At 37.8% G+C, this 25,978-nt stretch carries 22 protein-coding genes; 4 read left to right on the top strand and 18 right to left on the bottom strand.

What is annotated here, in order from left to right; genetic code table 11:
- Nucleotides 1–52 precede the first annotated feature (52 nt).
- The 11 genes from PTET_RS06680 to galU form a co-directional block, all read right to left on the bottom strand.
- A complete protein-coding gene (locus tag PTET_RS06680; protein WP_096038384.1) occupies nucleotides 53–2,254 on the bottom strand; it encodes a choice-of-anchor A family protein in 2,202 nt (733 codons plus the stop codon).
- A 389-nt stretch (nucleotides 2,255–2,643) separates the two neighbouring features.
- Nucleotides 2,644–3,375, bottom strand: a complete 732-nt coding sequence (locus tag PTET_RS06675; RefSeq protein ID WP_096038383.1) for a WecB/TagA/CpsF family glycosyltransferase — start codon at nucleotides 3,373–3,375, stop codon at nucleotides 2,644–2,646.
- A 14-nt stretch (nucleotides 3,376–3,389) separates the two neighbouring features.
- Nucleotides 3,390–4,586, bottom strand: coding sequence for an aspartate-semialdehyde dehydrogenase (locus tag PTET_RS06670; protein WP_096038382.1), 1,197 nt, complete (start codon nucleotides 4,584–4,586; stop codon nucleotides 3,390–3,392).
- The gene (locus PTET_RS06665) at nucleotides 4,583–5,038 is read right to left on the bottom strand and encodes a serine O-acetyltransferase (RefSeq protein ID WP_208619165.1); all 456 of its coding nucleotides are present in this window, start codon (nucleotides 5,036–5,038) and stop codon (nucleotides 4,583–4,585) included. Before PTET_RS06665 ends, PTET_RS06670 begins: the two co-directional genes overlap by 4 nt.
- A 354-nt stretch (nucleotides 5,039–5,392) precedes the next feature.
- A complete protein-coding gene (locus tag PTET_RS06660) occupies nucleotides 5,393–6,628 on the bottom strand; it encodes an O-antigen ligase family protein (protein ID WP_096038380.1) in 1,236 nt (411 codons plus the stop codon).
- The gene (locus PTET_RS06655) at nucleotides 6,621–7,793 is read right to left on the bottom strand and encodes a hypothetical protein (protein WP_147154745.1); all 1,173 of its coding nucleotides are present in this window, start codon (nucleotides 7,791–7,793) and stop codon (nucleotides 6,621–6,623) included. Before PTET_RS06655 ends, PTET_RS06660 begins: the two co-directional genes overlap by 8 nt.
- 273 nt (nucleotides 7,794–8,066) lie before the next feature.
- On the bottom strand, nucleotides 8,067–9,125 hold the full coding sequence (locus PTET_RS06650; RefSeq protein ID WP_208619163.1) for a sugar-transfer associated ATP-grasp domain-containing protein: 1,059 nt from the start codon (nucleotides 9,123–9,125) through the stop codon (nucleotides 8,067–8,069).
- 86 nt (nucleotides 9,126–9,211) lie between these two features.
- Nucleotides 9,212–10,549 carry a phenylacetate--CoA ligase family protein gene (locus tag PTET_RS06645; protein ID WP_096038377.1) on the bottom strand — a complete coding sequence of 446 codons (1,338 nt, stop codon included), beginning with the start codon at nucleotides 10,547–10,549 and terminating at the stop codon, nucleotides 9,212–9,214.
- A 206-nt stretch (nucleotides 10,550–10,755) separates the two neighbouring features.
- A complete protein-coding gene (gene wecC, locus PTET_RS06640) occupies nucleotides 10,756–12,006 on the bottom strand; it encodes a UDP-N-acetyl-D-mannosamine dehydrogenase (protein ID WP_064662867.1) in 1,251 nt (416 codons plus the stop codon).
- Between the two features lie 33 nt (nucleotides 12,007–12,039).
- Nucleotides 12,040–13,173: a non-hydrolyzing UDP-N-acetylglucosamine 2-epimerase gene (wecB, locus tag PTET_RS06635; RefSeq protein ID WP_096038376.1), complete on the bottom strand. Its 1,134-nt coding sequence runs from the start codon at nucleotides 13,171–13,173 to the stop codon at nucleotides 12,040–12,042.
- Between the two features lie 39 nt (nucleotides 13,174–13,212).
- Nucleotides 13,213–14,109, bottom strand: a complete 897-nt coding sequence (galU, locus tag PTET_RS06630) for a UTP--glucose-1-phosphate uridylyltransferase GalU (RefSeq protein WP_096038375.1) — start codon at nucleotides 14,107–14,109, stop codon at nucleotides 13,213–13,215.
- Between the two features lie 259 nt (nucleotides 14,110–14,368).
- On the opposite strand from galU, the gene PTET_RS06625 reads away from it, so the two are divergent.
- The 4 genes from PTET_RS06625 (at nucleotide 14,369) to PTET_RS06610 (ending at nucleotide 19,011) form a co-directional block, all read left to right on the top strand.
- Nucleotides 14,369–15,067 carry a transglutaminase-like cysteine peptidase gene (locus tag PTET_RS06625; protein ID WP_096038908.1) on the top strand — a complete coding sequence of 233 codons (699 nt, stop codon included), beginning with the start codon at nucleotides 14,369–14,371 and terminating at the stop codon, nucleotides 15,065–15,067.
- Nucleotides 15,051–17,057: a bifunctional diguanylate cyclase/phosphodiesterase gene (locus PTET_RS06620; protein WP_096038374.1), complete on the top strand. Its 2,007-nt coding sequence runs from the start codon at nucleotides 15,051–15,053 to the stop codon at nucleotides 17,055–17,057. The genes PTET_RS06625 and PTET_RS06620 overlap by 17 nt, the downstream gene beginning before the upstream one ends.
- Before the next feature lie 21 nt (nucleotides 17,058–17,078).
- Entirely contained in the window at nucleotides 17,079–17,624 is a 546-nt protein-coding gene (locus PTET_RS06615; protein ID WP_013464705.1) for a hypothetical protein, read from the top strand.
- Between the two features lie 64 nt (nucleotides 17,625–17,688).
- A complete protein-coding gene (locus tag PTET_RS06610; RefSeq protein ID WP_174818645.1) occupies nucleotides 17,689–19,011 on the top strand; it encodes an O-antigen ligase family protein in 1,323 nt (440 codons plus the stop codon).
- Between the two features lie 625 nt (nucleotides 19,012–19,636).
- On the opposite strand, the gene PTET_RS06605 is transcribed toward PTET_RS06610, so the two are convergent.
- From PTET_RS06605 to pabC, 7 genes are read right to left on the bottom strand one after another with little or no spacing between them, the layout of a single operon-like run.
- Complete coding sequence (locus PTET_RS06605; protein WP_096038372.1) at nucleotides 19,637–21,496, bottom strand: alkaline phosphatase D family protein; 1,860 nt, start codon at nucleotides 21,494–21,496, stop codon at nucleotides 19,637–19,639.
- 4 nt (nucleotides 21,497–21,500) lie between these two features.
- Nucleotides 21,501–22,280 (bottom strand): TatD family hydrolase, encoded by a 780-nt coding sequence (locus PTET_RS06600; protein ID WP_013464702.1) that lies wholly within the window; start codon nucleotides 22,278–22,280, stop codon nucleotides 21,501–21,503.
- Nucleotides 22,281–22,297: 17 nt separating this feature from the next.
- On the bottom strand, nucleotides 22,298–22,624 hold the full coding sequence (locus PTET_RS06595) for a PilZ domain-containing protein (RefSeq protein WP_008109887.1): 327 nt from the start codon (nucleotides 22,622–22,624) through the stop codon (nucleotides 22,298–22,300).
- 12 nt (nucleotides 22,625–22,636) lie between these two features.
- Nucleotides 22,637–23,551 carry a DNA polymerase III subunit gene (locus PTET_RS06590; RefSeq protein ID WP_096038371.1) on the bottom strand — a complete coding sequence of 305 codons (915 nt, stop codon included), beginning with the start codon at nucleotides 23,549–23,551 and terminating at the stop codon, nucleotides 22,637–22,639.
- Nucleotide 23,552: 1 nt separating this feature from the next.
- The gene (gene tmk, locus PTET_RS06585) at nucleotides 23,553–24,179 is read right to left on the bottom strand and encodes a dTMP kinase (RefSeq protein ID WP_013464700.1); all 627 of its coding nucleotides are present in this window, start codon (nucleotides 24,177–24,179) and stop codon (nucleotides 23,553–23,555) included.
- A gap of 5 nt (nucleotides 24,180–24,184) precedes the next feature.
- Complete coding sequence (mltG, locus tag PTET_RS06580; protein WP_016899837.1) at nucleotides 24,185–25,171, bottom strand: endolytic transglycosylase MltG; 987 nt, start codon at nucleotides 25,169–25,171, stop codon at nucleotides 24,185–24,187.
- Nucleotides 25,171–25,962 (bottom strand): aminodeoxychorismate lyase, encoded by a 792-nt coding sequence (gene pabC / locus PTET_RS06575; protein WP_096038370.1) that lies wholly within the window; start codon nucleotides 25,960–25,962, stop codon nucleotides 25,171–25,173. The genes mltG and pabC overlap by 1 nt, the downstream gene beginning before the upstream one ends.
- Nucleotides 25,963–25,978 lie beyond the last annotated feature (16 nt).

Below are 25,978 nucleotides of genomic sequence, written 5' to 3'. Positions count from 1 at the left end.
AATAAAAAGCCAATTAAAACTTAATTGGCTTTTTATTTGCTATAAATAGCTTTTATTTAAGTGTACTAGAGCGGTAAGTATTGTTATTTAACCAGCTTGGTGACTCCACAGTTGGTACAGTTCCATCTTGATTAATATTAGTTTGGTGGTAAGAGTGCTGGTTCCAAATGCGGGTAGCATTTTTCCAAGGCTTACTGGTATCGGCAGTACCATATACAGTAACACCATTATTTATAATATAATTGCTATCAGAATTGTTTGAAACCACAATCAGCTCTGCATTATTATCACCCTCAAGATCAACAACAATTGGGTACTCCCAAAGTGTTGCAGTAGAGTTTGCAACAGTCGATAGTACCTCACCATTAAGGCCATTTAGTACTCTTACTTTAAAGTGATCTTGTACTATTACTTCATCAATGCCATCGCCATTAAAGTCGTACGCGCTAACGCCCATTTTCCCGCTCCATTTGTCATCGTTAGTTACTGTCCAAACGATATCACCAGCTGGGCTGTACATATCTATCGAGCTAAAACCAGAGTAAACTATACCCAAATCATCAGCGCCTAAGAAATTTGAAATAGCTTGAGCACCGCCTCCAGGGTTAGCCGGATTGTTTACTTGCCATTTAACATTACCATTTTGCTCTAGCACAACAATACTACTTTTGCCAGAAGTTGAAGGTATAGAAAGAATGACCTCGGGCTGGCTATCATTATCAATATCAGCTATGGATGAGAACCAGCTTAAATCATCACCCAAATAAGACCACAATACTGTTCCGTCTTTATCAATTAACTCGCCTTTACCAAAAACCTCTTGGACACCATCGTTATTAGAGTCAAACGCAATTGGAGAAGCAGACCAACCGTAGGTAAATATAACACCAGAGTTATAATTATATACACTGTCTCCTAGCATAAACTCAGGAATACCATCACTATCAATATCCGCAATTGCAATATTCCCAGTACCTTCCCATTTTGAACTTGCTTTTAACATTTGCTTTTTAGTAACGCCTTTATTGTCAACAATAGTTATAAAATCATCCAATTTATTAGAAACTATTATCTCGACCAGGCCATCTCCATCTAAATCAGCAGCAGCAGGAGTATGCCTAGCATCAACAACCTGGCCAGCATCATAACTCCAAAGTTCAGTGCCATCAATTCCGCTTAACGCTCTTAAAATACCATTAGATAAGTCTTTTCCTTTGTAAGAAACAACAACCACATCTGCCACATCGTTGTTATCAATAACGCTATCACCGTTATCATCATTTAATTGAACAACAACAGGAGTCGCCATAACTTGGTTATAATCAGGCATGAAATCACTTGAATTCCAGTGCCACTTTTGCTCGATTGCAAATGGGGAAATTGGCTGTGCCACTGATGGTAAATCACCATCAAATTCACCACCTAATAGCGCCATTGAACCGTAAAAGCTTTGGCCGATAATAGGCATTTTAGCTGTACCATATACACCTCTAATATCGGCATATGGTGCTAATACAACGCCTTCCCAGCGGTTGCCCTTAATGTCTAGCTTTTGAGCATTAGTAAAGTTAAATACTGTTTTACTTGCATGGTGGCGTAAACGGGCAAAACTCTTGCCTTTTACAACTACATTGTCATCACCTGTAATATTAAAAATTACTGTGGCATCAGCAGGTATACCCCACACTTTAAATGTGTGCGCTTTGGCAAAATCACGAGCATCTAAATTAAATACTTGTCTATCAGAACTGCCATCACCTTGTAAGTAAAGGCCACCCCATTTACGGTAAACTGTACCTGTTTGGCTTAACTGGTTTAACTCGGCGCTTAAATTTTTGTAATACTCTTCTTGTTCATCAAAGTTAAATGGCATGGCCGATTCATTTTGATTAGAAAGGATTTTAGAACCCCACTCCATACCCCAACGTACACCCCAGTGAATATCAGTACCGCCACCAGCGATCATGCTACCTACATATTGGCGACCATATTTAAAGGCAATGGTAGATTCACTAATTAGGTAATATTCTTCTGGGCTGTATGGGCGGGTGTAACCTACGCTGTAACCTTTAAGATCAATTTCACCTGCTGCAATAGCGCCATCAGCTCGGCCAAAATTCGATTTAAAATCATTAAAAACAAATGCAGAAAAATCATTGGCAACGCCTAAATCTGCAGCCAGTGTTGTAGAACTGGCTAGCGTAAGTGCGATCACTGCACTCAATTTTTTAAATTTTAATAGTGAGTTAGTCATTTTATCCCTCGAAAATGAAAAAGTGCATGATGGCACCAAATTTAAGTCATTTGTTTAATGAAAGTTAATTCATCGAATAATTGGTGAACATTATATACACAAATAAAATCAAAAGGAACAAAAAACACTACGAAAGTACTAATTTATTGTACCTAAAAAAGAGTAAAAACTTTATATCAATGACTTACAGTTCGTTTTAATAAAAAAAAATTTAAAAAAACAAAAAAAACACCATAAAGGACTGCAAAATGTTAATTTTTAGTTAATACTCACATTTAAAAGAAAAGATCAACGATTTCACGTTAATCTTATCTTTTTGTCGTTAATCTCTGAAGAGGTATAGTAGAATTGTGTGAGGGGATAAGTACCTTTAAATAGGCTTCTCAATATCAACCGTTAAACTTATCTTTTATCAAAAGGTATGCAAATTTAGAATTTGTAATTAAGTAACGTTTCCACATTCGACCTGGTTCTTGAATTACCCTATATAGCCACTCTAAACCGGCCTTTTGCATCCACAGGGGTGCACGCTTTACTTTACCTGCTACAACATCGAACGTACCGCCTACTCCCATAACAAAGTCTACACCGAGTTTGTCTTGCCACTTATTTATGAAGTTTTCTTTTTTAGGCGAGGTAATCGCAACAAATAATAACTTAGCGCCCGACTCGCGTATTTTAGTGACAACGGCCTCTTCATCATCCCAAAAGTAGCCATCGTTATAACCTGCTATGTTTAAATTTGGGTTCTGCGCTTTAACTTTGCTTACTGTTTTGCTAACCACCTCTTCGGTGGCACCAAGTAAAAACACAGGGAAGTCGCGCTTGGCGCTCATTGATAACAGTTCATGAAAAAGGTCAACCCCAGCTACTCGCTCTGGTACATTGTGTCCTAAAAAGCGTGCGCCAAAAACAACGCCCATACCATCAATATTAATTACTTCACACGCTTTAACCGACTCAGCTAAAACAGGGTCTTTTTGCATATTTACTATTTTAGCTACATTAACCACAACATGCTGTAAAAACTGCTTTTGCTCAATTCTACTTTCAATAAAAGACACCGTCTCTTGCATGGTGGCAATATCCATTGGTGCTTTTAAAAATTCAATACGTTTCATTTTAATGTCCGCTTTTAAAGTTGTTCAACATTTTTGCTAGTAGTACTATTTATTTTGTAATGATTAAAATAAGCAAACGAATAATAAACCCATGCTTGCGTCCAACGTATGTAATTAACCTTATTAGTGAAGTACTTGTTTTTTTGATAAATAAAACGCTGCTTTTTAGGCATATACAAGGTTTGAATAGCGCGGTTTATTACTTTTTCGGCCATCGCAAAGTCATCTGGTGTCTTACCTACTTTCAATAGCGTAAAAACAGCCTGCGACACACTATGCATATCTAGTGGGTAACGGTTATTGTTGTAATATTTTGCGGTACCATCTTGCTCAAACAAATGCGCTTTATAATAAATAAGGCCTTTTGCAATTGCATCCTCAAACTCATCCGTTTGTAACTCATCGCTCAGTAAACGCAACGCTTCTAGGTTATAACCGGTATGAAAGCCATCAATAAACTGGTGATGATGGCGAGTTCCATATACCCATGAGCCATCAGCCCCCTGCTCGCTTACCGACTGTCTAGCAGCATTTAAAGCAAGCTGTTTGTAGTGTTGGTTATTAGTAAGTACGGCTACTTTAGCAACCCACGCTGCGCCCCAAAGACTAGCATTATGTACAAAGGCAGTTTCACCGGGTATGTAGCCAAAAAATTGCCTGTCATCACATTCTTTGTATAACGTTTTTACAATAAAGTGGGCACTATCAATTGCAGGGTCTAAGTATTTACTTTCATTAGTAACTTCGCTTAGTGCATATAACGCCTGTGCTACATATATAGTAGTAATAACATTCGGCTTACCTTTAGGTACAAAAAACGCACGGGCATTCCAATCAAAATGATAGCCCCAACAACTATGCTGCCAAATAGTTTTATCGCTTTGCTGAGTTAACAACCAATCAGCTAGCTCTATGGCCTCATGTAAGTACTTTTGCTCATTGGTGGCTTTATAGTCTTCCAGGAACCCCAAAATAAATAAACCAATGCCTTTTGGGTTTCGCTTCTTGGGCACACCAAATAAGAACCTTAAGTTTATTGCAGAACGCTTATGTAACTGTATCCACGCCAGACCAACCAACCCTTTTTTAAAACGAGGAAAACAATTAAAAAACTTACTATTGAGTCCATCAAAAGGATCCTGTCCTGCGTAATTTAATTTTCTTACGTCACGTATTAATTTTTTAGTTATGACTTGTATGCTATCTGTCATAAAATTTCACCTAGCTCATCCCAGATTGACTTATCAATTTTCTTTAACACTTTACCAGGAGACCCTGCTACAATTGAATTTGAAGGGATATCACTTACAACAACTGAATTAGCACCAATTATAACGTTATCACCTATGGTTATATCACCTAAAATTCGAGAACCTGCACCTATATAAACATCGTTTCCAATCACTGGGCAAGATTCTCTAAGTTTTCTACCTATTGTGATCCCTTGTCCTATACATACGCGCTCACCAATTATGGCTTTTTTATGTATTACGCAGCCTATACCACCATACATAAAACGGCTACGCTTACCAATTCTTACTGAGCTGGGCACAACAGAATTAAATAAGATAAAAATCATAATTTTAATTATCGGTTGTATTAGTGGAATATTTTTTTTATGTGCCCAATGCCCAAAATTATAAAAGTTTATTAAATTCATCATACTACCTTTGTACATTAATATTGATTATTCACATGAAATAATATTTTTACTATGTGAATAATAGCAGGCCTAACTGCCTAAACCTTCAAAGCTCTTGGAATTGAATAACTATAAAGGCTCTAAATGGGTATTTCTCTTTTCTATCATTTCATTTACTCAAACGTTGTTTTTTTATCTAAGAACGATTTTTTAACCCCCTTTATAAATCACTTTGTTTAGGAGCTTTAAATTTTTGATAGTTTTTTCGTTTATTTTCCTTTTACAACAAGTAGATATTTCTTGTGCACATAGACCAATAGTTTTAATTCTAAAAACACTAAACTCCCAACCATTTAAAAATCTATTTACAATTAGTTAAAAATACTTATTACGACTCCAACTTACGCTAACTAGGTAACCGAAAGCTATCGAAAAGCTAATCATGAAAGGTGGCGATTCTAATCCAACATGTGTTGCAACATTAAACACGGCGCATATTGCAACAGGTACAGCAAATGTTATCCTACTATTCATATATTTCCTGAGGTTAAACATTGCACTACCAATAAAACAAAGAAATAGTAGTAAGCCTAAAACACCAGTTCGAAACAACACATTAATGATAGATGAGTGCTGACCTCGAACAAAAAGTTGATCTAACAATCCACCACCGGTAGCTTCTGGACTATAAGCCTTGTATGCTTCATCTACTACATCATGAGTTATTGGAAAGTATGAAACTCCAAAGCCACTGCCAAAACCTAAATTTGACGCCACTGCAGAAATATTTTTATACCAAGATTCAAGTCGCCAATAAGTATTTAAATCATTTATAAATAGATCAGAAAAAAACGGAGTAATTAAAACAAAAAGAATTACTGCGACTAAAGCGGATAAGTTCATTAAATAGCAAAGTTTAACTTTTTTAGTTAACTGTAAAACGAAGTAGTTAAGTAATATTAAAACAAATACAGTTTGTCCAGTAGCTGCAGTAAACATAGTTCCATAACCAACAACATTTTGCGCAACAAATCCTAATATAACAACCAAAGTAACACCCGAGGCATTATTCGTACAAAAAATACTATGAAAGCTTAAAAATGCGACAAAAAGCCAAATAAATCCTTTATCAAGATGATATGTGTAATTGTTATAAAAATAAAAGCGGGGATCGCCAAAAAGAAAGGCTGTTATAATATCCAACATAAATATAACCAATAACAATTTCATACTGTTTTTAGCTATAAAGTTGTAAAAGTCTGTACCAAGGCCTTTTGAAATCTGGATAGTAGCAAGTAAAAAAATAGGTGCCATCACAGCAAAGTAAGCCTGCCGAAATACATAGCGGTGATCAAATTCGTATAAATAAGTCCAGTTTCCAAAAAACCAAGAGAAGAGCGCATAGATCAAACACAGACTAGAAAATAAAAAAAGATATATCAAAGAGTTATTTTTTGGAAAGCCTTTCCGGATCAATTCGAAAGCTAATACTAATGCTAAGAAAAAGAAAACCAAAAGTACTTTCATATCCCTAATTAAATTAGGTAATAATGTAAGTGTTATTAAGAATACAAGGAAAATTTTAGCTTTAAAGTTTTTTATATCAAGCATTTAGTAACTCACTTTTCCCTATGAATAGAAGCTTTCTAGCATTATGAAATACATATAAAAAACGCATACAGCCAGAAAACGAGTATGCAACCATTAGCAGTGTTGCATGTAAAGTATTGTCTCCATAAATTAAAAATAAAATAAGCGCAGCAGTAACTACCAGTGAGTAAATAAAGCTACCTGTTAAATTGACTTTAAAATTGCCATGTGACATCAGTAGATCACTAAAGGGAAATGCCAAAACTGTAATGACAATATTAAACAAAAGGAGGAAAATTAAACTCAAAGCTCCATCAATTAATACAACCTCAAAAATGGCTAATTTATAAACAAAATATACAAAAATAATCCCTAACGCAGATAATAAAGCAGTCGATATAATTGTATAAAATACTTGTTGTCGATGCATTTTTAACGCAAACGTCTTATCAGACAGTAATGTTTTAGAGATAGTTGGAAGAAAATATGCACTAATAGAGCGAGGAACTAATTGAATCATAATTAGCAAAGATGTGGATAACCCCATTAGCACTGAATATTCAGCACCTAAAACAAGCCCAAAAATCACAGGGAGGCTATAAACACCTAATCCAAGTAAAAATGTACTTAGGCCATTTTTAAGACCATTTAGCTGTTGTTCAATTGTCACTAAGCTTAAACTATAGTGTTTAAGTTTAGGTAAATTAAAAACTACAAAGGTTAGATGTGATAAAGTTAGCGCTATTAGTGGAGTAACACCTAAAAATAAAACAATAATAAATAACAATAAATTTAATGAGTCAAATATTATTATCCGTGTAAATTCTTTTTTTGTAATGATGTAGTGTCTTGATATTTGATAAAACATCCATCCAACAATAAAACAGATTGTCCCTAAAGAATCTTTTATTATATCCAATTTATACAACACAAAAGGGATTAAGCAAAATAGCAAAAGATATACAACACCAGTATTCATAACTTTAAACAAAGCTCTTTCAGGTTGCTCCGATTGCGTTACTGTTGTCATCACCAAGGCAGCCCAGCTTATAGCTGTAAAAAATGAAATCAATTGAACTAACGATAAATCACTAGCGAAGTGACCAAAGTCAATCAAGTTGTATTCTGTCTCAACTACTAAAAAAACTAGAAGTCTGATTAACCCAGGTAAACCTGTGCTTATCAAAACCGTTAACCTTTTAAACATCAAATTTTAATCCTGGAAGTTATCAACATATTTTATTTACTTACTTACTTAATATCTATGAGATTGCCTAAGCTTTAGCAGCAGGCCATAGAAATAAATTATTTTAAAAATATTTATTAATACTCAAGCCCACAAATTGGGAGTGCAATTTTTATTAAAACGCAAAAAGCACAATATGAAATTAACAGTTTTTATTATGTTAAAGAGTTTTAAATAACTCGAACTATGTATTTAGTATAAAGTAAATACTACTTATCCTTTGAAGTTATGGATGTTTTTTAAGTTTTTTGGATCGTTATTAACAAAAAAATCTTTCATGCCACCAATGCCTGCTTGTGTGTGATCAAGACCAAAAAGTGTATTTGCTTCAATTATAACTATTTCTTTTTGCGTTATTGCTATGTCCCAACCAACAAGATTTAATTGCGTCAATTTTTTTGCCGCGCTTATTATCTCGTTTTTGGTACACTCCCAATTAGGTATTCGTAAGTCAAAAAAACTAAAACCAGTATCTGGATGCTTCTCAAATTTTTCTATACCGTACTCATATGTCGCGTAAGGCTTTAAACCCATACCTGTATTTAAATCAATACCGATTAATAACCCACCAGCAGAGCTGTTATCTACTTGATTACCGCCAACCCCCATTCTTAAGGTAGCGGCGATAAAATCTACCGTACCATTATTATTCCTAACAGTGATTGCTCTTAACGTATTTACACTATTAGGATAGATAGAATTTAAATAACTATGTTGCTCAATAGCAGATTCGACTACATAATCACCTTTTAAGGCCTGCAAATAATTATACGTTATCTTTTCTTCGTTATATTCATAACTTTCACTTACACGTTTTGCGATAATTATCCCTTTACCACCTCTTCCCATAACAGGCTTGATAAACAACTTACTACAGGTAAGATTTTTGAATAATTCATCGATACTCTCTGTCGTCAAATTTTTATTATTAAAGCTTGTTAACTTTTCGTTTCTTTTGACCACTACAATATTTGACTGTTGCAAGCCTATACGACTAAATAACTGATTCATTGTAATTTTATTTTCAATAAGTGGTATCACAGCTTTTACATTGTCGTATTGAGGGAAAATAACTTTGTAGAAGTAGTATGAAGGTATATATTTTTTCATTTCTTCCATAGTTAAATCGCAATCTAACGAGTAAAAATCATGGGTATAATACTGTGTTGGTATACAAGACCAATAATCTCGAAGTTGCTTTAACTCATTTTTTATAACAGATTTAGGTTTTTTATTTAATGTCGTTTTAAACCGTCTAAAATGCTCTTTCATACGTTCATTCGTCAAAACGTGATAAAAAAAACGGATGTGATCCAGAAGTCTATGCTTGATAGGGTAAGTAAGTCTCATAATTATCCTTATTGTAGAGAACAAATCGCTTGTCGTATTTTGCCGTTTTTAGTTCTTGGGATAGCACTTACTTCGTCTATAGAAAAAGTAATTGACTCACCAAGTTTATCTTTTGCATTATTTATTAAAATTAGGCGTTGTTTTTCATCAAATAGATTGTTGTCTGTAACAACTCGAATGGTGATTTCACCTTTAATGACCTGAACAAACTGCAAAGCTATTAATCCATTAACTCCTTTAGGTATATGATTTAATATGTATACTTTTTGTCCATCTTCACCTATCAAATAGTCCCCAATTCGCCCTTCTATTGAATCTACTATTGGATGAACTCGTCCACAAGGGCAAGAAGTTTCATTTGAGAATACAACGTGATCGCCTGTTTTATATCGTATTAATGGATAGAGAGAATTGTTAAAGTTAGTGCCCACTATTTCAGCTCTTTCCCGCTCATCTTCAGTTTTATTTGCTGGAAGGAACTCTACATAGGAGTAATCTGTCAATATGTGGTATCTACCATACTCACAGCTTGCAATAGCAGCTACACGTTCAAATAAACCATACCAATCAAAGACAGTACATTTAAAGCGTGTTTCAATAAGCAGCTTATCTTCTTTTGTTAGTGATTCAGATGAAGTAATAATAGACTTTAAGTTTCCTGGGTAATATTGATTATTCACTTCTAAATATTTAGCTAGAGTCACTATAGAAGAAGGATAGGCCTGAATAACTTGCACACCAAAATCAACCATCGCATTTATGTATGACTGTAAATTTTTATTTGCCATATGAAACGATGAAAGCATAATCATATTTTCGAAATAAGAGTAACGCCAAAACGGCCCTTTCTTTTGAGTAAGAGGTACTATCATATCGCCTCTTATCCATGCTCTTTTATCTTTTGCTTTCGCACCCGCCCAATGCATCATTCTATTTATAAATGCTTGTTCTGCAATAACAGATTTCATATTCTGAGGTACAGACAAAGGTGAACCAGTAGTGCCACTTGTACTGCCTTTTATAGAAATCCCTTTACTATTTTTTGATAAAAATTGTTCTTCCTTTCTATTTACTTCTATTTTATCAATAAAAGGGTAACTACTAATATTCGTTCCAAAATTTTTGTAATACAGGGTGTTTTTACTAGCTTCTGTTAATACTTGTTCTAATTTATGCTGTGAATAACCTCTAAGGAGCACTTCACTATAATCATGACTGATTAAAATATCAGTAAATTGCTCGCAGCTTTTGTTTTCCCTCAACCTTTTTCGTAAAAAAGCTCTTACACTTAACATTAAACTCTGCACTATGACCGGGCTTAAGGTGTAAGCTTTGCTTGTGAACATTATTAGTATTCCTTTTATAATAAGGTTCGGCTTAACTATTGATTTAATACGCCAACCATAATAATTGTTACAAATATTTTTATAATATTATTTAATTGAGCTAAAAAATTCGCCGATAACTTTTAGAAACTTCAATGAGCACCTCGCAGTGCTCTAAATAAGGACTTTATTGATCTAAATGAGCCTATAACTATAAATATTTTCTCTTATAAGATCCCACGAGTATCAATAACAACCTTTGAAGCAAACTCTGTTTTATCTGCTGCTTTAAATTGTTTATGATCAACTAATACTACAACGACGTTTGCTTGCTCTAGTGCGCTTTCTAGCGATACTAAGCTAACATTTTTATCTGCAAGGTTGGCTGGTAGCTCTGAAATGTTTGGCTCTACCGCAAGTATTTCACCAATATTTTTTGCTGCTAATTCTTCAACAATATTTAATGCCGGACTTTCACGAAGATCGTCAATATCGGCTTTAAATGAAAGGCCTAAACATGCAATTACTGGACGTTTAAATTCATCAGCGGCTTTTGCTACTTTTTCAATTACGTAAAATGGTTTTGCGTCGTTAGTTAAGCGCGCTTGTTTAATTATTTTTGCTTCGTCTGGGCAGCTTGCAACAATAAACCAAGGGTCAACCGCAATACAATGGCCACCAACACCTGGGCCTGGGTTTAAAATATTTACACGCGGATGACGGTTAGCAAGCTTAATAAGCTCCCATACATTAATTTTTAATTTGTCACAAATGACCGACAATTCATTGGCAAAGGCAATGTTTACATCGCGAAATGAGTTTTCGGTTAACTTAGCCATTTCAGCGGTACGGGCATTAGTAATAATACACTCGCCGCGCACGAAAGTTTCATATAACTTAACCGCTTTTTCGCTACATGCTTTGCTCATACCACCTATAACGCGGTCGTTTGATACAAGCTCTTGTAATACATAACCTGGTAATACACGTTCTGGGCAATGCGCAATGTTAATGTCGGCGGCATCACCTTTATCTTGTGGGAATGTTAAGTCAGGGCGCGCTTCACTTAACCAAGCAGCTAGCTGCTCCGTTGCACCTACAGGTGAGGTGCTTTCTAAAATAACTAAGTTACCTTTTTCAAGCACTGGGGCAATCATTTTTGCAGCCGATTCAATATAGCTTAAGTCGGCACTGTGGTTACCACTTTCGCTGTGAATAAATGGTGTAGGTACAGCTACCATAAACGCGTCGGCTTTTTCTGGCGTTGTAGTCGCTCTTAAATTACCAGTAGATACTACGCCACGAACTATTATGTCGAGATCAGGCTCTACTATGTGTATTTCACCGGCATTAATGGTATTAACTGCTTTTTCGCTTACGTCTAAACCAATTACTTTCATACCACGCGATGCAATAACCGCTGCAGTTGGTAAACCTATATAGCCTAAACCAACAACTGAAACTGTTTTAATTGTCATTACTAAATCCTTGAAAAAGTTTTAAACTTTATTTTAATCTTTAAAGTGTTGCTTAATTTTTGCCACAATGCGCTCACACGCTTTACCATCACCATAAGGGTTATGTGCACGGCTCATTGATTGATATTCTTGAGCATTTGTTAGTAAGTTATTTACTTCACTCACAATACGAGCTTTATCTGTACCCACTAGTTTAACTGTACCTGCTTCTACCGCTTCTGGGCGTTCTGTGGTGTCACGCATAACAAGTACAGGCTTACCAAGGCTTGGCGCTTCTTCTTGTACGCCACCTGAGTCGGTTACTATTATGTGAGCTTGATTCATTAAGTACACAAATGGGAGATAGTCTTGCGGCTCGATTAAATGCACATTATCAACATTTTTTAATATGCGGTTTACCGGTTCGCGTACATTAGGATTTAAATGCATTGGGTATAAAATTTGTGTATCTGGATGCGCGGTTGCAATTTCTACTAACGCCTCACAAATTCGCTCAAAACCGCCACCAAAACTCTCACGGCGGTGCCCTGTTACTAAAATAAGTTTTTTAGTTTCATCGAGCTCTGGAAACTTAGCTTTTAGAGTTGAAATTAAAGCGGTATCAGTTTTTACCTTATCAACCACTTGTAGTAATGCATCAATAACGGTGTTACCAGTAATTACGATATCGTCAGCATTTACTGCTTCGTTGAGTAAGTTTTGCTGTGATGTTTGCGTTGGTGCAAAGTGTAACTTTGTAATAGCGCCAGTGAGTTTACGGTTACCCTCTTCCGGCCATGGTGAACTTAAGTTACCTGTGCGTAAACCCGCTTCTACGTGCCCTACTGGAATTTGCTGATAAAACGCCGCTAAGCTTGCAGATAAAGTCGTACTTGTATCGCCATGAACAAGGACTAAATCTGGTTTAAACTCTTCAAGAATAGGTTTTAAGCCTAACAAAATATTTGTTGTTACATCGTATAAGCTTTGACCCGGCTTCATAATATTTAAATCGTAATCTGGTACAATTTCAAACAACTCTAAAACTTGGTCAAGCATTTCACGATGCTGGGCAGTAACACATACTTTTGCGTCAATACCTTCTGCTGCATTTAGTGCTTTAACAAGTGGCGCCATTTTTATTGCTTCAGGTCGCGTACCAAAAATACTTAATACTTTAATAGCCATGATTTCCCTTAATTTTTTACTAACCGGTTTTGCATAACTTTATGCATTTGCCATTAATTGCTTAACGCGCTTTGTAAATTCTTCACCCATTAGGTTTGATTGCATTGCGTATTCTACGTTTGCAAGCATGTAACCTAATTTTGAGCCGCAGTCGTGTGACTTACCTTTTAAATGATACGCTTCAATTGTTTCAAGATGACGTAACTGCAGTAATGCATCCGTTAATTGTATTTCGCCGCCAGCCCCTGGAGGCGTAAACTCGAGTAAATCCCAAATAGCGGGTGATACAACATAGCGCCCTGTTATGGCTAAATTACTGGGTGCTTCGTCATTGTTTGGCTTTTCAACCATGTTGGTAATGGTTGCATTTTCGCCAGGCGCAATATTTTTACCTGCCAAATCAACCACACCATAGTTGTGCACTTCCTCATGAGGGACAGGTTCAACCATAATTTGATTATGTTGAGTACGTTCAAATTGGGCGATCATTTGCGCTAGGTTATCAACCTTAAGATTTGACTTATATTGATCGATAATTACATCGGGCAATAAAATAGCAAAAGGGTTGTTGCCTATAATTGGACGTGTTTCAAGTATTGCATGGCCTAAACCTAATGGCGCCGATTGACGAACCGATATAATGCTTACATCACGCGGGATTATTGAACGCACCTCTTCTAATAGGCTGCGTTTTACACGCGCTTCTAAAGTAGCTTCTAGCTCAAAACTGGTATCAAAATGATTTTCTATTGCGTTTTTAGAAGCATGAGTAACCAGTACAATTTCTTTAATACCGGCTTTTACGGCTTCGTTTACAACGTATTGAATGAGAGGTTTGTCGACTAGTGGAAGCATTTCCTTTGGTGTTGCTTTGGTAGCGGGTAACATACGGGTACCCAAGCCTGCAACAGGCAAGACTGCTTTTAATACTTTCACTTCAATTCCTTTTATAGTTACTTTTGGTTATAACGTAGCTATTTATAAAATACCGCTGCGAGTAGCGAGTTTTAAATACTACTAACCAGATGGGCGGGTATTATACACAACACAAATAATCGCTCAATATAAAAAGCAGCCTTTTTGATTGTTTTAGGTTAATTTTATGTTAACGGGTTATTTTTGCTTTTTTTGTAATCTATCAATTTACTTTCAATGGGAATATAATGGCTTTGTTAACATTTTAGGGATGGGCTTTGTGCGCGTTGGAATTTGCATCATTATATTAGTGTCTTTTTTTGCTTGTGCACAAGACATGCTTTTGCATCTGCGAAATAGCGATATAATAAGCCGTGCCAAACAGTTTTACGGCGATGCAGGCCACCAACGTATAAAAACGTGGCTGAGTTTTATAGATGACTCTGCCGATAAGAGCGAATGGCAAAAAATTCATTTAGTTAATGATTTTTTTAACAAGCATATAAAGTACAAAACCGATGACGAACTTTGGCAAAAAAAAGATTACTGGGCCACCCCTCTAGAAAGCCTAGGTGTCGGCATGGGTGACTGTGAAGATTATGTTATTGCTAAATATTTTACTTTAATCGCTTTAGGTATCCCCGAAGATAAAATACGCTTTATGTATGTACGCCAGCGTACGGTTAATCAACCACACATGGTGCTTATATACTTTGAACAACCAAACCAAATACCGTTGGTGCTTGATAACTTTAATACAAAATTAGTGCCTGCAAGCAATCGGGGCGATTTAAAACCTATATACAGTTTTAATGGCCAAGGTTTATGGTTAGCCAAATCGAAAGGGTTAGGTAATAAGGTTAAAAATAGTCGTGGCGTTTCTGCTTGGAACACTATGCTTGAACGAATTGAACAAGGTGAGCTTGCCTCCGCCGCCAGTAACAATAAAGGAACTAGTAGTTATGTCTCGAATATTTAAATATGGATTGAGTTTAAAAACTCAAGTATATGGCTTGATCATATTAATTTCGGTTATTTCATTTTGTGTACGCGTTATTACCGATGTGGATACAACCCGTAATTATTTACAAACGCAAATGGCCAGCCATGCGCAAGACACCGCTACCAGTTTAGGGCTTTCTATATCTCCTTATTTAGAAGACGATAGCCTAGTAATTGCCGAAACGATGGCAACCGCTATTTTTGACTCTGGTTATTACAGCCAAATTAAATTTACTGATGTGCAAAATAATATAGTGTTTGAGTTACAAAACCCTAAACGCGTTGAATCTGTTCCTGGTTGGTTTATTAGTGCTGTTGAACTGAGTGCGCCCACTATGCACTCTGAAATAAACAATGGTTGGATGATGGCAGGCACACTTGATGTAACCAGCCATACTGGGCAATCTTACCTTACCTTATGGCAACACACACTCCGCAGCTTATATAGCTCATTTTTGCTATTAGCAGCATCACTGGCTATTGCATTTTTAATTTTACGCGCAGTATTTAAGCCGTTAAAAGCAGTAGAAGATCAAGCCACTTTAGTTACTCGAAAACGCTTTACCTTAAATAAAGAAATACCAGTAGCACGGGAGCTTCGCACTGTAACCCAAGCCATAAATAACATGGTTATAAACTTACAAAGTACGTTTGATTCGCTGACCAAACAAACACAAGCGCTTACTGAAGAAGTATACATAGATTCGTTAACGGGGTTGGGTAACCGTAAGTCGTTTGAAAACCACTTTAATTCTGTTGTAAATAATATTACTGACGATACGCCAATTACTGCGATGATGCTTACCCTACCCTCGTTAAATAATATTAACCAAGTGGTAAGCTACCAAGATGGTGATCAGCATGTACTTGATGCCGCTAAAATACTTAAGCATGTCGCCGATGAGTTACCAAATTCAACCATATTTAGGCTTAACGGGGGTACGTTTGTATTACTGGCCCCATATGACGTTTTATTTTTAAATAAAGCCCGCTTAGACCTCATTGATAATTTAAGTCAAAAAGAAAACAGCTTACATATAAACGGTTACGCTAATTTAGCGATTGTTGGCGTTGAGCAAGGAGCGAGTTTAGGTGAAGTGTTATCGCTACTTGATACTGGTTGCACTATAGGTGAAGACACTACGTTTGATAAAAACGATAAAGAGTCATTATTTAGTGTTAACCAATGGCGTACCTTAATTAAGTCGATTATAAATGCTGGCGAAGTGAGTTTTTCGGTGCAACCTGTTAAACAAGCTAATAAAACTGATTCTCAGTGTTACTTTGAGGTATTTGCACACTTTATTCATGAAGGTGAAAAGGTAAATAATGGTCACTTATTTGCGATGGCTGAAAAATTAAATTTAACCGAAGAACTCGATAAAAAAATTATACGTAGCTTTGTAGATGTAAAAGAGCACTACCCTAATGATGTGTTTGCGTTGAATATTAGTAAAGCATCATTGTATTCAGCCGACTTTATACAATGGCTTACCCTTTACTCGCACACTAAACCGGTAATTAAAACAAACTTAGTGTTTGAACTACATGAAATTGGTTTGCTTTATAACGTGCATGTTGCGTCTTTACATATAGATGCAATTAAAGAGCTGGGTATTAATGTGTGTATTGAGCACTTTGGTACTAGCTTAACGTCGTTTAGGTATTTACAAGGTCTTGATATTGAGTACGTTAAAATTGATGGTAGTTACATTCAAGATTTGGTAACTAACCCGCAAAGTCAATTTTATATTCAAACAGTTAATAATATTTGTCATGGCTTTGGTATTAAAGTTTTAGCCTGTTTAATTGAAAAAACCGAGACTTTAGAAATACTTGAATACCTAGGATGTGATGGGGTACAAGGTAATTTAATACTGCCACCATCAAAAATTATTAAATCTAATGAAAATGGCGTAAATAAAGAGTTTACTTTTTGCACCGATGCGCTAAAATTTTGCAATTAGTACTCAACCAAGGGACGAGAAATGAAAAAATTAATTTTAGCTGGCTTAGTAGCTAGTGCGTCTGCTCTAACTGCTTTGCCAACCTATGCACAAACGGATAATAATGCTGTGGTTCAAGAAGTGAGCATAAATAGCATTATTGATATTCTTAATAACGTAACAGCAGATACTACGCCAGAGCAATTACGCGAAGATTTAGTAGAAGCGATTAAACGTATTTGTAAAAATAAAGAAAAAATCAAGCTAGACGAAAAACTGCTTAATGGCGCTTGTGGCGCTGCTGATATAGATGCAATGGTTGCTGCTGTTGTGGCACGTTTTGGTGCAGACAATCCATTAATTTCTGACTTTTTAGCTGCTCTTTCGGATGCTGGTTTAGATACTGATGCAATTACCCTAGCAGCAATTACCGCAGGTGTTGATGCAACAACCGCTTCTGAAGCAACTGCTGCAGGTCCTGGTGCGGGTCAGCCTGCTCCGCCAGTAGGCAGCTTACCAACATTACCAACACCTCCAGGTTCTGGTGGTACAGGCGGTGATAACGGTATATCTGAAGTCGGTAACTAGTTTTTACTATTAGTATATTCAAACGCAGCCAATTGGCTGCGTTTTTACTTTGTTTGAGTTTATTTTGAATCGTTTTATATTTTTTCTTATTTGTCTGATCCTTTTTTTGCTTCCCCTTCCTTTAGGTAGTTACAGGCCTTGGGCAATTTTAGCTATTGGTATTTTAACTAGCTTTACCTTTATTACTCACTTGGCAAACAGTGTTTTAAATAACCACCAAGCACTTTTCCCTCCTCGATATACTTGGCCATTATTTACTGCCTTAGGCATTGTTGCTTTGGTGTGCGGGGTCCAGTTATTTGGCGTAAGTGTTGATGCTTTTCAAACAAAACAAATGTTATTAAAAACCAGTTTTTTAATAATGTTGAGCTGGTTAATATTTAATTACTGTAATAATGTAAATCGTATTAAAAAATTAATTTACGCCGTCATTTGCGCCGGTGTTTTTCAGGCTTTGTATGCTAGTTACTTAAACTTATCGCCCGATATTGTTAGCCCTTTATTTGGCTACAAACACACCGACAGAGCTATTGGTACTTTTACCTATTCTAACTTTTTAGCTAACTATTTAGCGCTGTGTTTATGCTTAGGCATTGGTGTTTTAATTAGCGAACTAAAACGCACTAACAACGGCTACAAGCCTACTTTAAAACAAACCTTACGTGCTTGGGCTGAGATTATATTAAGCTCTAAAATAATTTTGCGTATATCGCTAATTATTATAATTGTGGCACTTATTTTAACCCGTAGTCGCATGGGTAATTCGGCTTTTTTTATCGCCTTAATTATAGTGAGCTTACTGGCGCTGTTTGTTTATAAGCAAAAGCCTAAAGCATTTAAATTGCTGATTGTCAGCTTTTTCATTATCGATTTAATCATCATTGGTGCCATTTTCGATGTAGAAAAGGTAAAACAACGTATTAGCGAAACCAGTTTACAATCGGAAACTCGCGATGAAGTTGTACGCGACTCAATCCCGCTGATTTTAGATAACCCGTTATTAGGCTCGGGCGGCGGTACTTTTTATACTGCGTTTCCTGCGTATCAGTCTGAGCCCTACTCTGGTTATTACGACAATGCGCACAACGATTATGTGCAATTTGCAGTTGAGCTGGGTATTCCTGCAACGGCGTTATTGGGGCTGTTAGTGGTTTATTGTTTATGGTTATGTATTAATACTATGCGAACGCGCAAAACGGCCCTTTATCAGGGTGTGGCGTTTGGTTGTGCTACAGCTATTGTGGCAATGATGCTGCATTCGTCGGTTGATTATTCGCTGCAGGCGGGGGCTAATTCGATGTTGTTTATCGTGGTGTTATGTTTAGCTTTATTAACCAATAAGTTGCCAGCACCAAAACGGATTAAAAAACGGCGAAGTGAAAGTTAACGGGTTGCGGGGAGCGGGTTACGAGCTGTATCCTAACATCTTTTTGGCCTTCTCATTTGTTCCTCATTCCCTTCTCTTAGTTCAATTAGATCTTTAAGAAAAGTATGCACAAAGAGGGCTAAGAGACGCTGCGCTTTTGGAGGTTAAAGTCGAAAGTTAACGGGCTGCGGGGAGCGAGTCACGAGCTGTATCCTAACATCTTTTTGGCCTTCTCATTTGTTCCTCATTCCCTTCTCTTAGTTCAATTAGATCTTTAAGAAAAGTATGCACAAAGAGAGCTAAGAGACGCTGCGCTTTTAGAGGTTAAAGTCGAAAGTTATCGGGCTGCGGGCCTAATCCCTAACACTTGTTTTATCTTCTCATTTACTCCTCATTCTCTTCTCTCAGTTCAATAAGATCTTTAAGAAAAGTATGCACAAAGAGGGTTAAGAGACGCTGCTCTTTTAGTTATTTAGCCCGCAACTCGAAGCCCGTCGCCCGTCGCTCGTCGCCCATCGCCCATCGCCCGTCGCCCGTCGCCCGTCGCTCACGACATCAAAGAATGCCGCGACATGAAGTCGCTGCTACAAGTCGGCAATAATATCGACCTGATACCTAGCACCTAAAACCTATCGCCTGTTCAAATTTACTGCTCTTCTAAATCAAATTCGGTGGTGTGGCCGTCGCCGTGTATGAGCTGGTAACGGACTAAATTACCGCCTTTAAGGGAAACCAAACTAATAGCCGAATCACTTACTAGGTACTTTTGCCCTTTGCCTTTAGTTTGGTGTTTGTCGACTTCCATGTGCCAGCGTTTGGTAAAAAAGTTAAGCGGACTTTTAGGGCCATATAAAATGGAGTCGAGCTTATCAAGCACATTTATTAGCTTACGCGGGAACTCGTTTTTAATGCCACTAGCTGTGAGCTGCCAAATTCTGTTGGGGTGATCGCCAAAACGCTTTTGCACTGAAAAACAAAACGAATAATGCACGTCGCCTGATAAAATCAGCGTTTCATTTGGGGTGTCGGTGCGTCTAAATGTGTCGAGCAATTTTTTAGCTGAGCCTTCGTGCGCCATCCAGTTTTCTACATCAACCATAAGCGGTTGCCCACACATGTTAAACACCGCTTGAATCGCCTCTATTGATTTAACCCCAAACACCGGTGCGGGCGATACAATAATGACTTGGTCATGGCTGAGTAGGCTTTCTTCAAGCTCAGTGAGTCGCTCCCAATCTAACAAGCCTGAGGGTTCATTAAAGTTCTGCTCGTTACGCCAGCGGTGTGTTCGGGTATCAAGCACCACCACTTTAGGAATAGTCGTTAGCTCATAATGCCAATGGTTAAAATCGTTTAGATGTTTATCAAATGCTTTGAATTGCCATTGCTTATCCCCAGCTAGACTTGTTGTAAATGGAGTAAGTAGCGCACCGGTTTTTTGTAGTGCGTCGTTCCCCATTCCCTGAAACAGCCAATAGCTTGCTAAGCCATTATTTACAATACGCTTGCTACTGGGGTTTTGATTAATGGCTTGCTCCCATCCGGCGGTGAGGTTCCAATCATCAGTTACATCGTGATCGTCAAACATCATTAAGGTAGACACATTGGCACATAATCGCTCTACCTCAGCTAAGCCTTTAGCGTAATCAATGAGTGTGGCTTTTTCTGTGCTAAACAATGCTTGGCTTTTTTCGTTATCGCCTGAGTAATTTAGCTTTGATAAGTCAACATATTGCCACGCGGTACTACTAAAATTAAGTAAATACAGTGCTACAAACTCTTCAAAATGAATAAGGTGGTTATACGCTTTTACGCTAGAAAAATGCGGCTCGTCTTTTTTTAACCAGTAACCTATGCCTAATTTAGAGCGCTTTTTCCATGAGGTGGTAGGGAGTAAATGATGGCGGCCATAAAGCTGTTGGCTAATATCGTCGGGTAAATCCAGCGCAAGCGGTTGCTCTTTGTAAATGCCTAATTGCTTAATGAGTTGATGGATAGCTAATAACATAGGCCCTGCTACATCGTCAGCATATACCTGATCGCCCGAGAGCAATAGCAACTGCGCACCTTGCTGATTATTACTGCGTTGAGTAGCTTGCCACTGACTTGAACTAACTAGGCTATCTTTTGCGGGATGATGTGCATTGCGACACGAGCCATGCAATATTTGCGTCAATCTTTTGGGGATCACAAACGCAGGTAACGCGCCATCATTAAAACTAAACGCTGATAAATCAACGGGGCTGTCATCAAAAAATAACTGATATTGTAGTAATATGTCGCGCGGGAACTGACTGTTTATGGGTTTAATAACTATGAACTGTAAAAATAAATGTTCACCCAGTCTAACGCTGTTTTGTTCGCTATAGCATTCGTAGCCCATTAGCTCTATACGGCCGTTTACCTGCTTTGAGGTAGCAAAATGAATACAAACTGTGGTTTTTTCTGCTCGGCGCACCATAGGCCCCATAAGTAACAGCGGGTGTTGCACCGAGAGAGTCGTCATGTGGTTAGCCTTTAGCTGCTAATTTAAATAAAGAATAAAAATTATCGGTGGTGGCCTTTGCCAATTCGTTAAAGCTAATGCCTTTTAGTTCACTAATATAATAAGCAACGTCTTCCACATACGCTGGCTGATTAGTTTTACCACGGTACGGTACTGGGGCTAAATACGGCGAGTCGGTTTCAATAAGCAGTCGATCAAGTGGGATTTGTTTTACCACTTCTTTAAGTTCTACCGCATTTTTGAAGGTTACAATACCTGAAATAGAAATATAAAAACCCATATCAATGGCTTTTTTAGCCATATCCCAATCTTCGGTAAAGCAATGTAATACCCCACCGCAGTTTTCTGCTTTGTGTTCACGCATTAAATTAATGGTGTCGGCACGTGCGTCGCGGGTATGAATAATAAGTGGCTTTTGTAATTCGTTGGCTACTTCAATATGGCCAACAAAGCTTGCTTGCTGCACTGCGTGAGTGTCTTTTGCGTAATAGTAGTCAAGCCCGGTTTCGCCAATGGCCACTACTTTGTGGTGCGAGGCTAAATCAATTAATTGCTGTTTGTTGAGCGCGTCTTTTTGATCAAGCGGATGTACACCACATGACGCTGATACGTCGTCGTAATGCTTAATTTGCTCTAGCATATTAGGGAACTGATCAAGTGTGACACTCACACATAAAAAGTGTTCTACTTTTTTGGCACGGGCGTTATCAAGTACTTGGTCTAGGTTTAAATCGAGTTTATCAAAATCAAGACGGTCTAAATGGCAATGAGAATCTACAATCAAAATAAGGCCTGTTTTTACTACATGGTATAAGTTGGATTGCCGGAGTTTAACATAGTCCCCAGCAGTTTTTCGATCTTCGCGTTTAGGTTTGTTTTATCATCTAAAAAGCTGATGCCGATCCCCGGAGGGTTTGAACTTTGTGCACCTTGCGGAGTGATCCACGTAACTTTGCCGGTGACCACATCGTCTTCTAAGGCATCAGGTAAGGTTACTCGTAAAGCGAGTGAATACCCAGGCTCATAACGCATATTGGTGCGTACAAATAGCCCCCCTTTTTTTAAAAAAGGCATGTAGCAGCGATATAGTTCGTCAAGGTCATCTATATCAACTAATAGCTCTTGCATATCTAATCCTTTTTATTGGTTGCGTAATGTATACGCTAGTCGTGATACCGCAAGCGGTAAGTTTAGCCCAAGAATTTGTATGTTATTTTGTAAAAAATCATTCAAGGCTTGCTGTGCAACTTGGTAGGCTTCAAAACTCATGCCGTTTAAAAGCTGCTGTTTTAGCTGCTCACTTAAAAATAAGGTAAAAATACGAACAAGCTCAGGCTGTTTATTTATTATATCGACTAACGCATTGAAATTATGGCTTTGTTTAAACTCAGTTGCAAATTTATAGAGTGTATCAATGCTTTCTAGCTGATTTTGCTGTTGCCATTGCTTTACTTGCAGGGGTTGACTGTAAAACAATGATAACCATGGGTAGTTAGGCACATCTAAAGAACTTAGCCACTGCTGTGCTAGCTGGCTGTTGGTTACTTTGACCTCAGTTTTAGCACAGCGGCTTAAAATAGTCGCTGGTAATTGCGCCGCTTGGCTGGTTGTGAGAATTAAAAACCGGCTGTTACTTGGCTCTTCTAAGGTTTTTAATAATGCATTTGCTGCTGCCGTTGTCATTTTTTCGCAGTTTTCAATAATCGCCACTTTGTTGCCATTTTGCGCCGCCGACTGGTGCATAAAATCGCTTATGCCGCGTATGTCGTCTACACCTATGCTTTGCCCTTCTACTTGAGTAACGCGTTTATCTGGGTGCGTCCCAGCTAGGTTTAACGAGCAGCTTTTACACTGCCCACACGGCGTTAACACGCTATTAGGTGCACTTAACTGCGATTGTGTATTATGACATAACAAACTGTTAGCTAATTGATCGCTTAGCTCAAACTTGCCTACCCCAATAGGCCCGCAAAATAGCTGCGCGTGATGAAAGCGCTGCGCTTTATAGCTTTGAGCTAAGCGTTGCTCTACATCGTTAAGCCATGGCAATGCCATATTATTTTAATCCTGAAAAAAATGTGCGCAGTACATTGGTAATATCACGGTGTACTTTATCAATACTTTGGTTAGCATCAACGGTTTTAATGCTGTCGTCATCATTTGCAAGCTCAATGTAACGCATACGGGTGCGCTGAAAAAACTCAATGGCTTCTTGTTCAATTCTATCGAGTTCACCCCGCCCTTTTGCACGTTCAAGACCAATAACAGGGTCAATATCAAGGTAAATGGTTAAATCGGGTTTTAATCCTTTTAACACCATAGAGGATAACGACGCTAACGTGTTTGCACTAATTCCGCGTCCACCGCCTTGGTACGCCTGTGACGATAAATCGTGACGATCAGCCAATACCCATTGCCCTTGTTCCAATGCTGGGTTTATTACATTGTGCATTAGCTGTGAACGAGCTGCGTACATAATAAGTAGCTCAGTTTCAAAGGCGATTTCTTCTTGATGCTCTGCTTTTACTAAGGTACGTAACGATTCGGCCAGTGGTGTGCCACCGGGTTCACGGACATTAATAAAATCAATATGATGATGGTTTAAAAAGTCTTGGCACAGGGCAATAGCGGTTGATTTACCCGCGCCCTCTAGGCCTTCTATAACTATAAATTTTGGTTTCATAAACACTAATTCTTTTTATTTAAAATATACCGGTTAACCGCCGCATTATGTTGCTTTAATGTGGTTGAAAACTGATGGCTGCCATCGCCTTTTGCTACAAAGTAAACATACTCGCTTTTAGGCGGGTTTACCGCGGCTAAAATCGCTTCTTTGGATGGCATAGCAATTGGCGTGGGCGGTAATCCGTTAATACGATAAGTATTATACGGTGTGTAATTTCTCAAGTCTTTACGTTTAATATCACCGTCAAAATCTTCGCCTAGCCCATATATTACGGTTGGATCAGTTTGTAAGCGCATATTGGTATTTAATCTATTTATAAATGCCGATGCAATTAACGGACGCTCGCTGGCAAGCGCGGTTTCTTTTTCGATAATAGAGGCCATGATCAGTGCTTCATAGGCGGTATCGTAAGGTAAATCACTTGCCCGTTGCTGCCAAGCATCAGCCAACGTTTGCTGCATTTTTTGCGCAGCACGTTTTAGTAAACTGCTGGCAGTATCATTGCTATGGTAATGATAGGTATCGGGGAATAACCAACCTTCTAGATGGGTTTGCTTACCTATTATTTGCTCGCCAAGTTGCTCAAGTTTTAAATCGTTTTGTAAGTGTGTAGAAGTACTCAGAGTATTTAAAACATCTCTAAGTGCTTGGCCTTCAATAATGGTAAAGCTAAAGCTAATTTGCTGACCTTGGTTAATTTTTTTGATGTTATTAAGCACGCTATCTGAGCTTAATTCGTACAAACCTGCTTTTAAATCGGTCAAGGTTGGGTCGAGCTTAGCTAATATTTGAAAACGCCAACAGTCTTCTACCCACTGTTGCTGCTGCCATTGACGGCACAACTTATTAAAGCCGGTGCCTTTTTTAACTTCAAATTGGGTGTTATCGGCTATCTGTAATGGCGTTTGAATGGTTGCCTGTAATTGCTGATAGCCAATCACTGAGCTAAAAAAAGCCAGCAATAATACTGATACTATAACTTTTAACACTAAGCCTCCTTGGCTACTGTTAGTAATGACTTACTGTGAGCAATATCAAAACAGTGCTCGCCTATGCTTTTTACCGGCACAATTTTCATTAAACTATTACATACAAATACCGCGTCTGCTTGGGTAAGCTCATCAACGCTGATAGTTTTAAATTCAATTGCTAATTTATCACATAAAGATTGCAGAAAAACACCTTTAATGCCGCACTCATCAAGCCTGGGGCTAATTACTTTATTATTTTTTATTGCAAAAATATTAGCCGCTGAGGTTTCAATTACATTGTTGTTGTAGTCAAGTACAAGTGCATCATCACTTTGCTCGGTTTGTAGGGCATTTTTGATCAGTACTTGCTCAAGCCTATTTAGGGTTTTAAGCCCAGCTAAATGAGGCTGTAAAGCCAGTTTAATTGGGCTAATAGCTAAACTAATTCCTGTTTCGCGTAAGCTGTGATAATGCGCTGGATAAGGTAAAACACTCACAATAATGTTTAAATTACATTCGCTTGGCGGCGCATAGCCTCGCCCACCCTCGCCTCGTGTTACCACTATTTTAAGAACCGCTTGAACCTGTGATGCTATTTGCTGAGTAATGTGCGACTCAAGTGCGCTAAACTCAAGCGCCGGAAACCCTAAACGCTGCGCGCATTCAATTAAACGCGCTTTGTGATAAACCCAATGCTCAACCTGTCCATGAGTAATAATTGCGGTTGTAAAAAAGCCATCGCCATAGTTTAAGCCTCTATCGCGGGTACTTACGCTACTGGTTTCAGTTGCTGTTATTATTGTTTGCATATTTTTTTACACATAA

It is taken from the genome of Pseudoalteromonas tetraodonis (assembly GCF_002310835.1).
Lineage (GTDB): Bacteria > Pseudomonadota > Gammaproteobacteria > Enterobacterales > Alteromonadaceae > Pseudoalteromonas > Pseudoalteromonas tetraodonis.
Note: the sequence above shows the minus strand (reverse complement) of the source record. Positions and strands in the feature narration are given on the sequence as shown.

Coding starts and splice junctions, on each gene's coding strand:
- PTET_RS06675 (WP_096038383.1), bottom strand. CDS start 3,375: ATGAAACGTATTGAATTTTTAAAAGCACCAATGGATATTGCCACCATG.
- PTET_RS06590 (WP_096038371.1), bottom strand. CDS start 23,551: ATGGCATTGCCATGGCTTAACGATGTAGAGCAACGCTTAGCTCAAAGC.
- PTET_RS06620 (WP_096038374.1), top strand. CDS start 15,051: ATGTCTCGAATATTTAAATATGGATTGAGTTTAAAAACTCAAGTATAT.
- PTET_RS06660 (WP_096038380.1), bottom strand. CDS start 6,628: ATGCTTGATATAAAAAACTTTAAAGCTAAAATTTTCCTTGTATTCTTA.
- PTET_RS06680 (WP_096038384.1), bottom strand. CDS start 2,254: ATGACTAACTCACTATTAAAATTTAAAAAATTGAGTGCAGTGATCGCA.
- PTET_RS06615 (WP_013464705.1), top strand. CDS start 17,079: ATGAAAAAATTAATTTTAGCTGGCTTAGTAGCTAGTGCGTCTGCTCTA.
- PTET_RS06645 (WP_096038377.1), bottom strand. CDS start 10,549: ATGTTCACAAGCAAAGCTTACACCTTAAGCCCGGTCATAGTGCAGAGT.
- tmk (WP_013464700.1), bottom strand. CDS start 24,179: ATGAAACCAAAATTTATAGTTATAGAAGGCCTAGAGGGCGCGGGTAAA.
- PTET_RS06650 (WP_208619163.1), bottom strand. CDS start 9,125: ATGAAAGAGCATTTTAGACGGTTTAAAACGACATTAAATAAAAAACCT.
- PTET_RS06665 (WP_208619165.1), bottom strand. CDS start 5,038: ATGATGAATTTAATAAACTTTTATAATTTTGGGCATTGGGCACATAAA.
- PTET_RS06595 (WP_008109887.1), bottom strand. CDS start 22,624: ATGCAAGAGCTATTAGTTGATATAGATGACCTTGACGAACTATATCGC.
- wecB (WP_096038376.1), bottom strand. CDS start 13,173: ATGGCTATTAAAGTATTAAGTATTTTTGGTACGCGACCTGAAGCAATA.
- PTET_RS06605 (WP_096038372.1), bottom strand. CDS start 21,496: ATGACGACTCTCTCGGTGCAACACCCGCTGTTACTTATGGGGCCTATG.
- wecC (WP_064662867.1), bottom strand. CDS start 12,006: ATGACAATTAAAACAGTTTCAGTTGTTGGTTTAGGCTATATAGGTTTA.
- PTET_RS06670 (WP_096038382.1), bottom strand. CDS start 4,586: ATGACAGATAGCATACAAGTCATAACTAAAAAATTAATACGTGACGTA.
- pabC (WP_096038370.1), bottom strand. CDS start 25,962: ATGCAAACAATAATAACAGCAACTGAAACCAGTAGCGTAAGTACCCGC.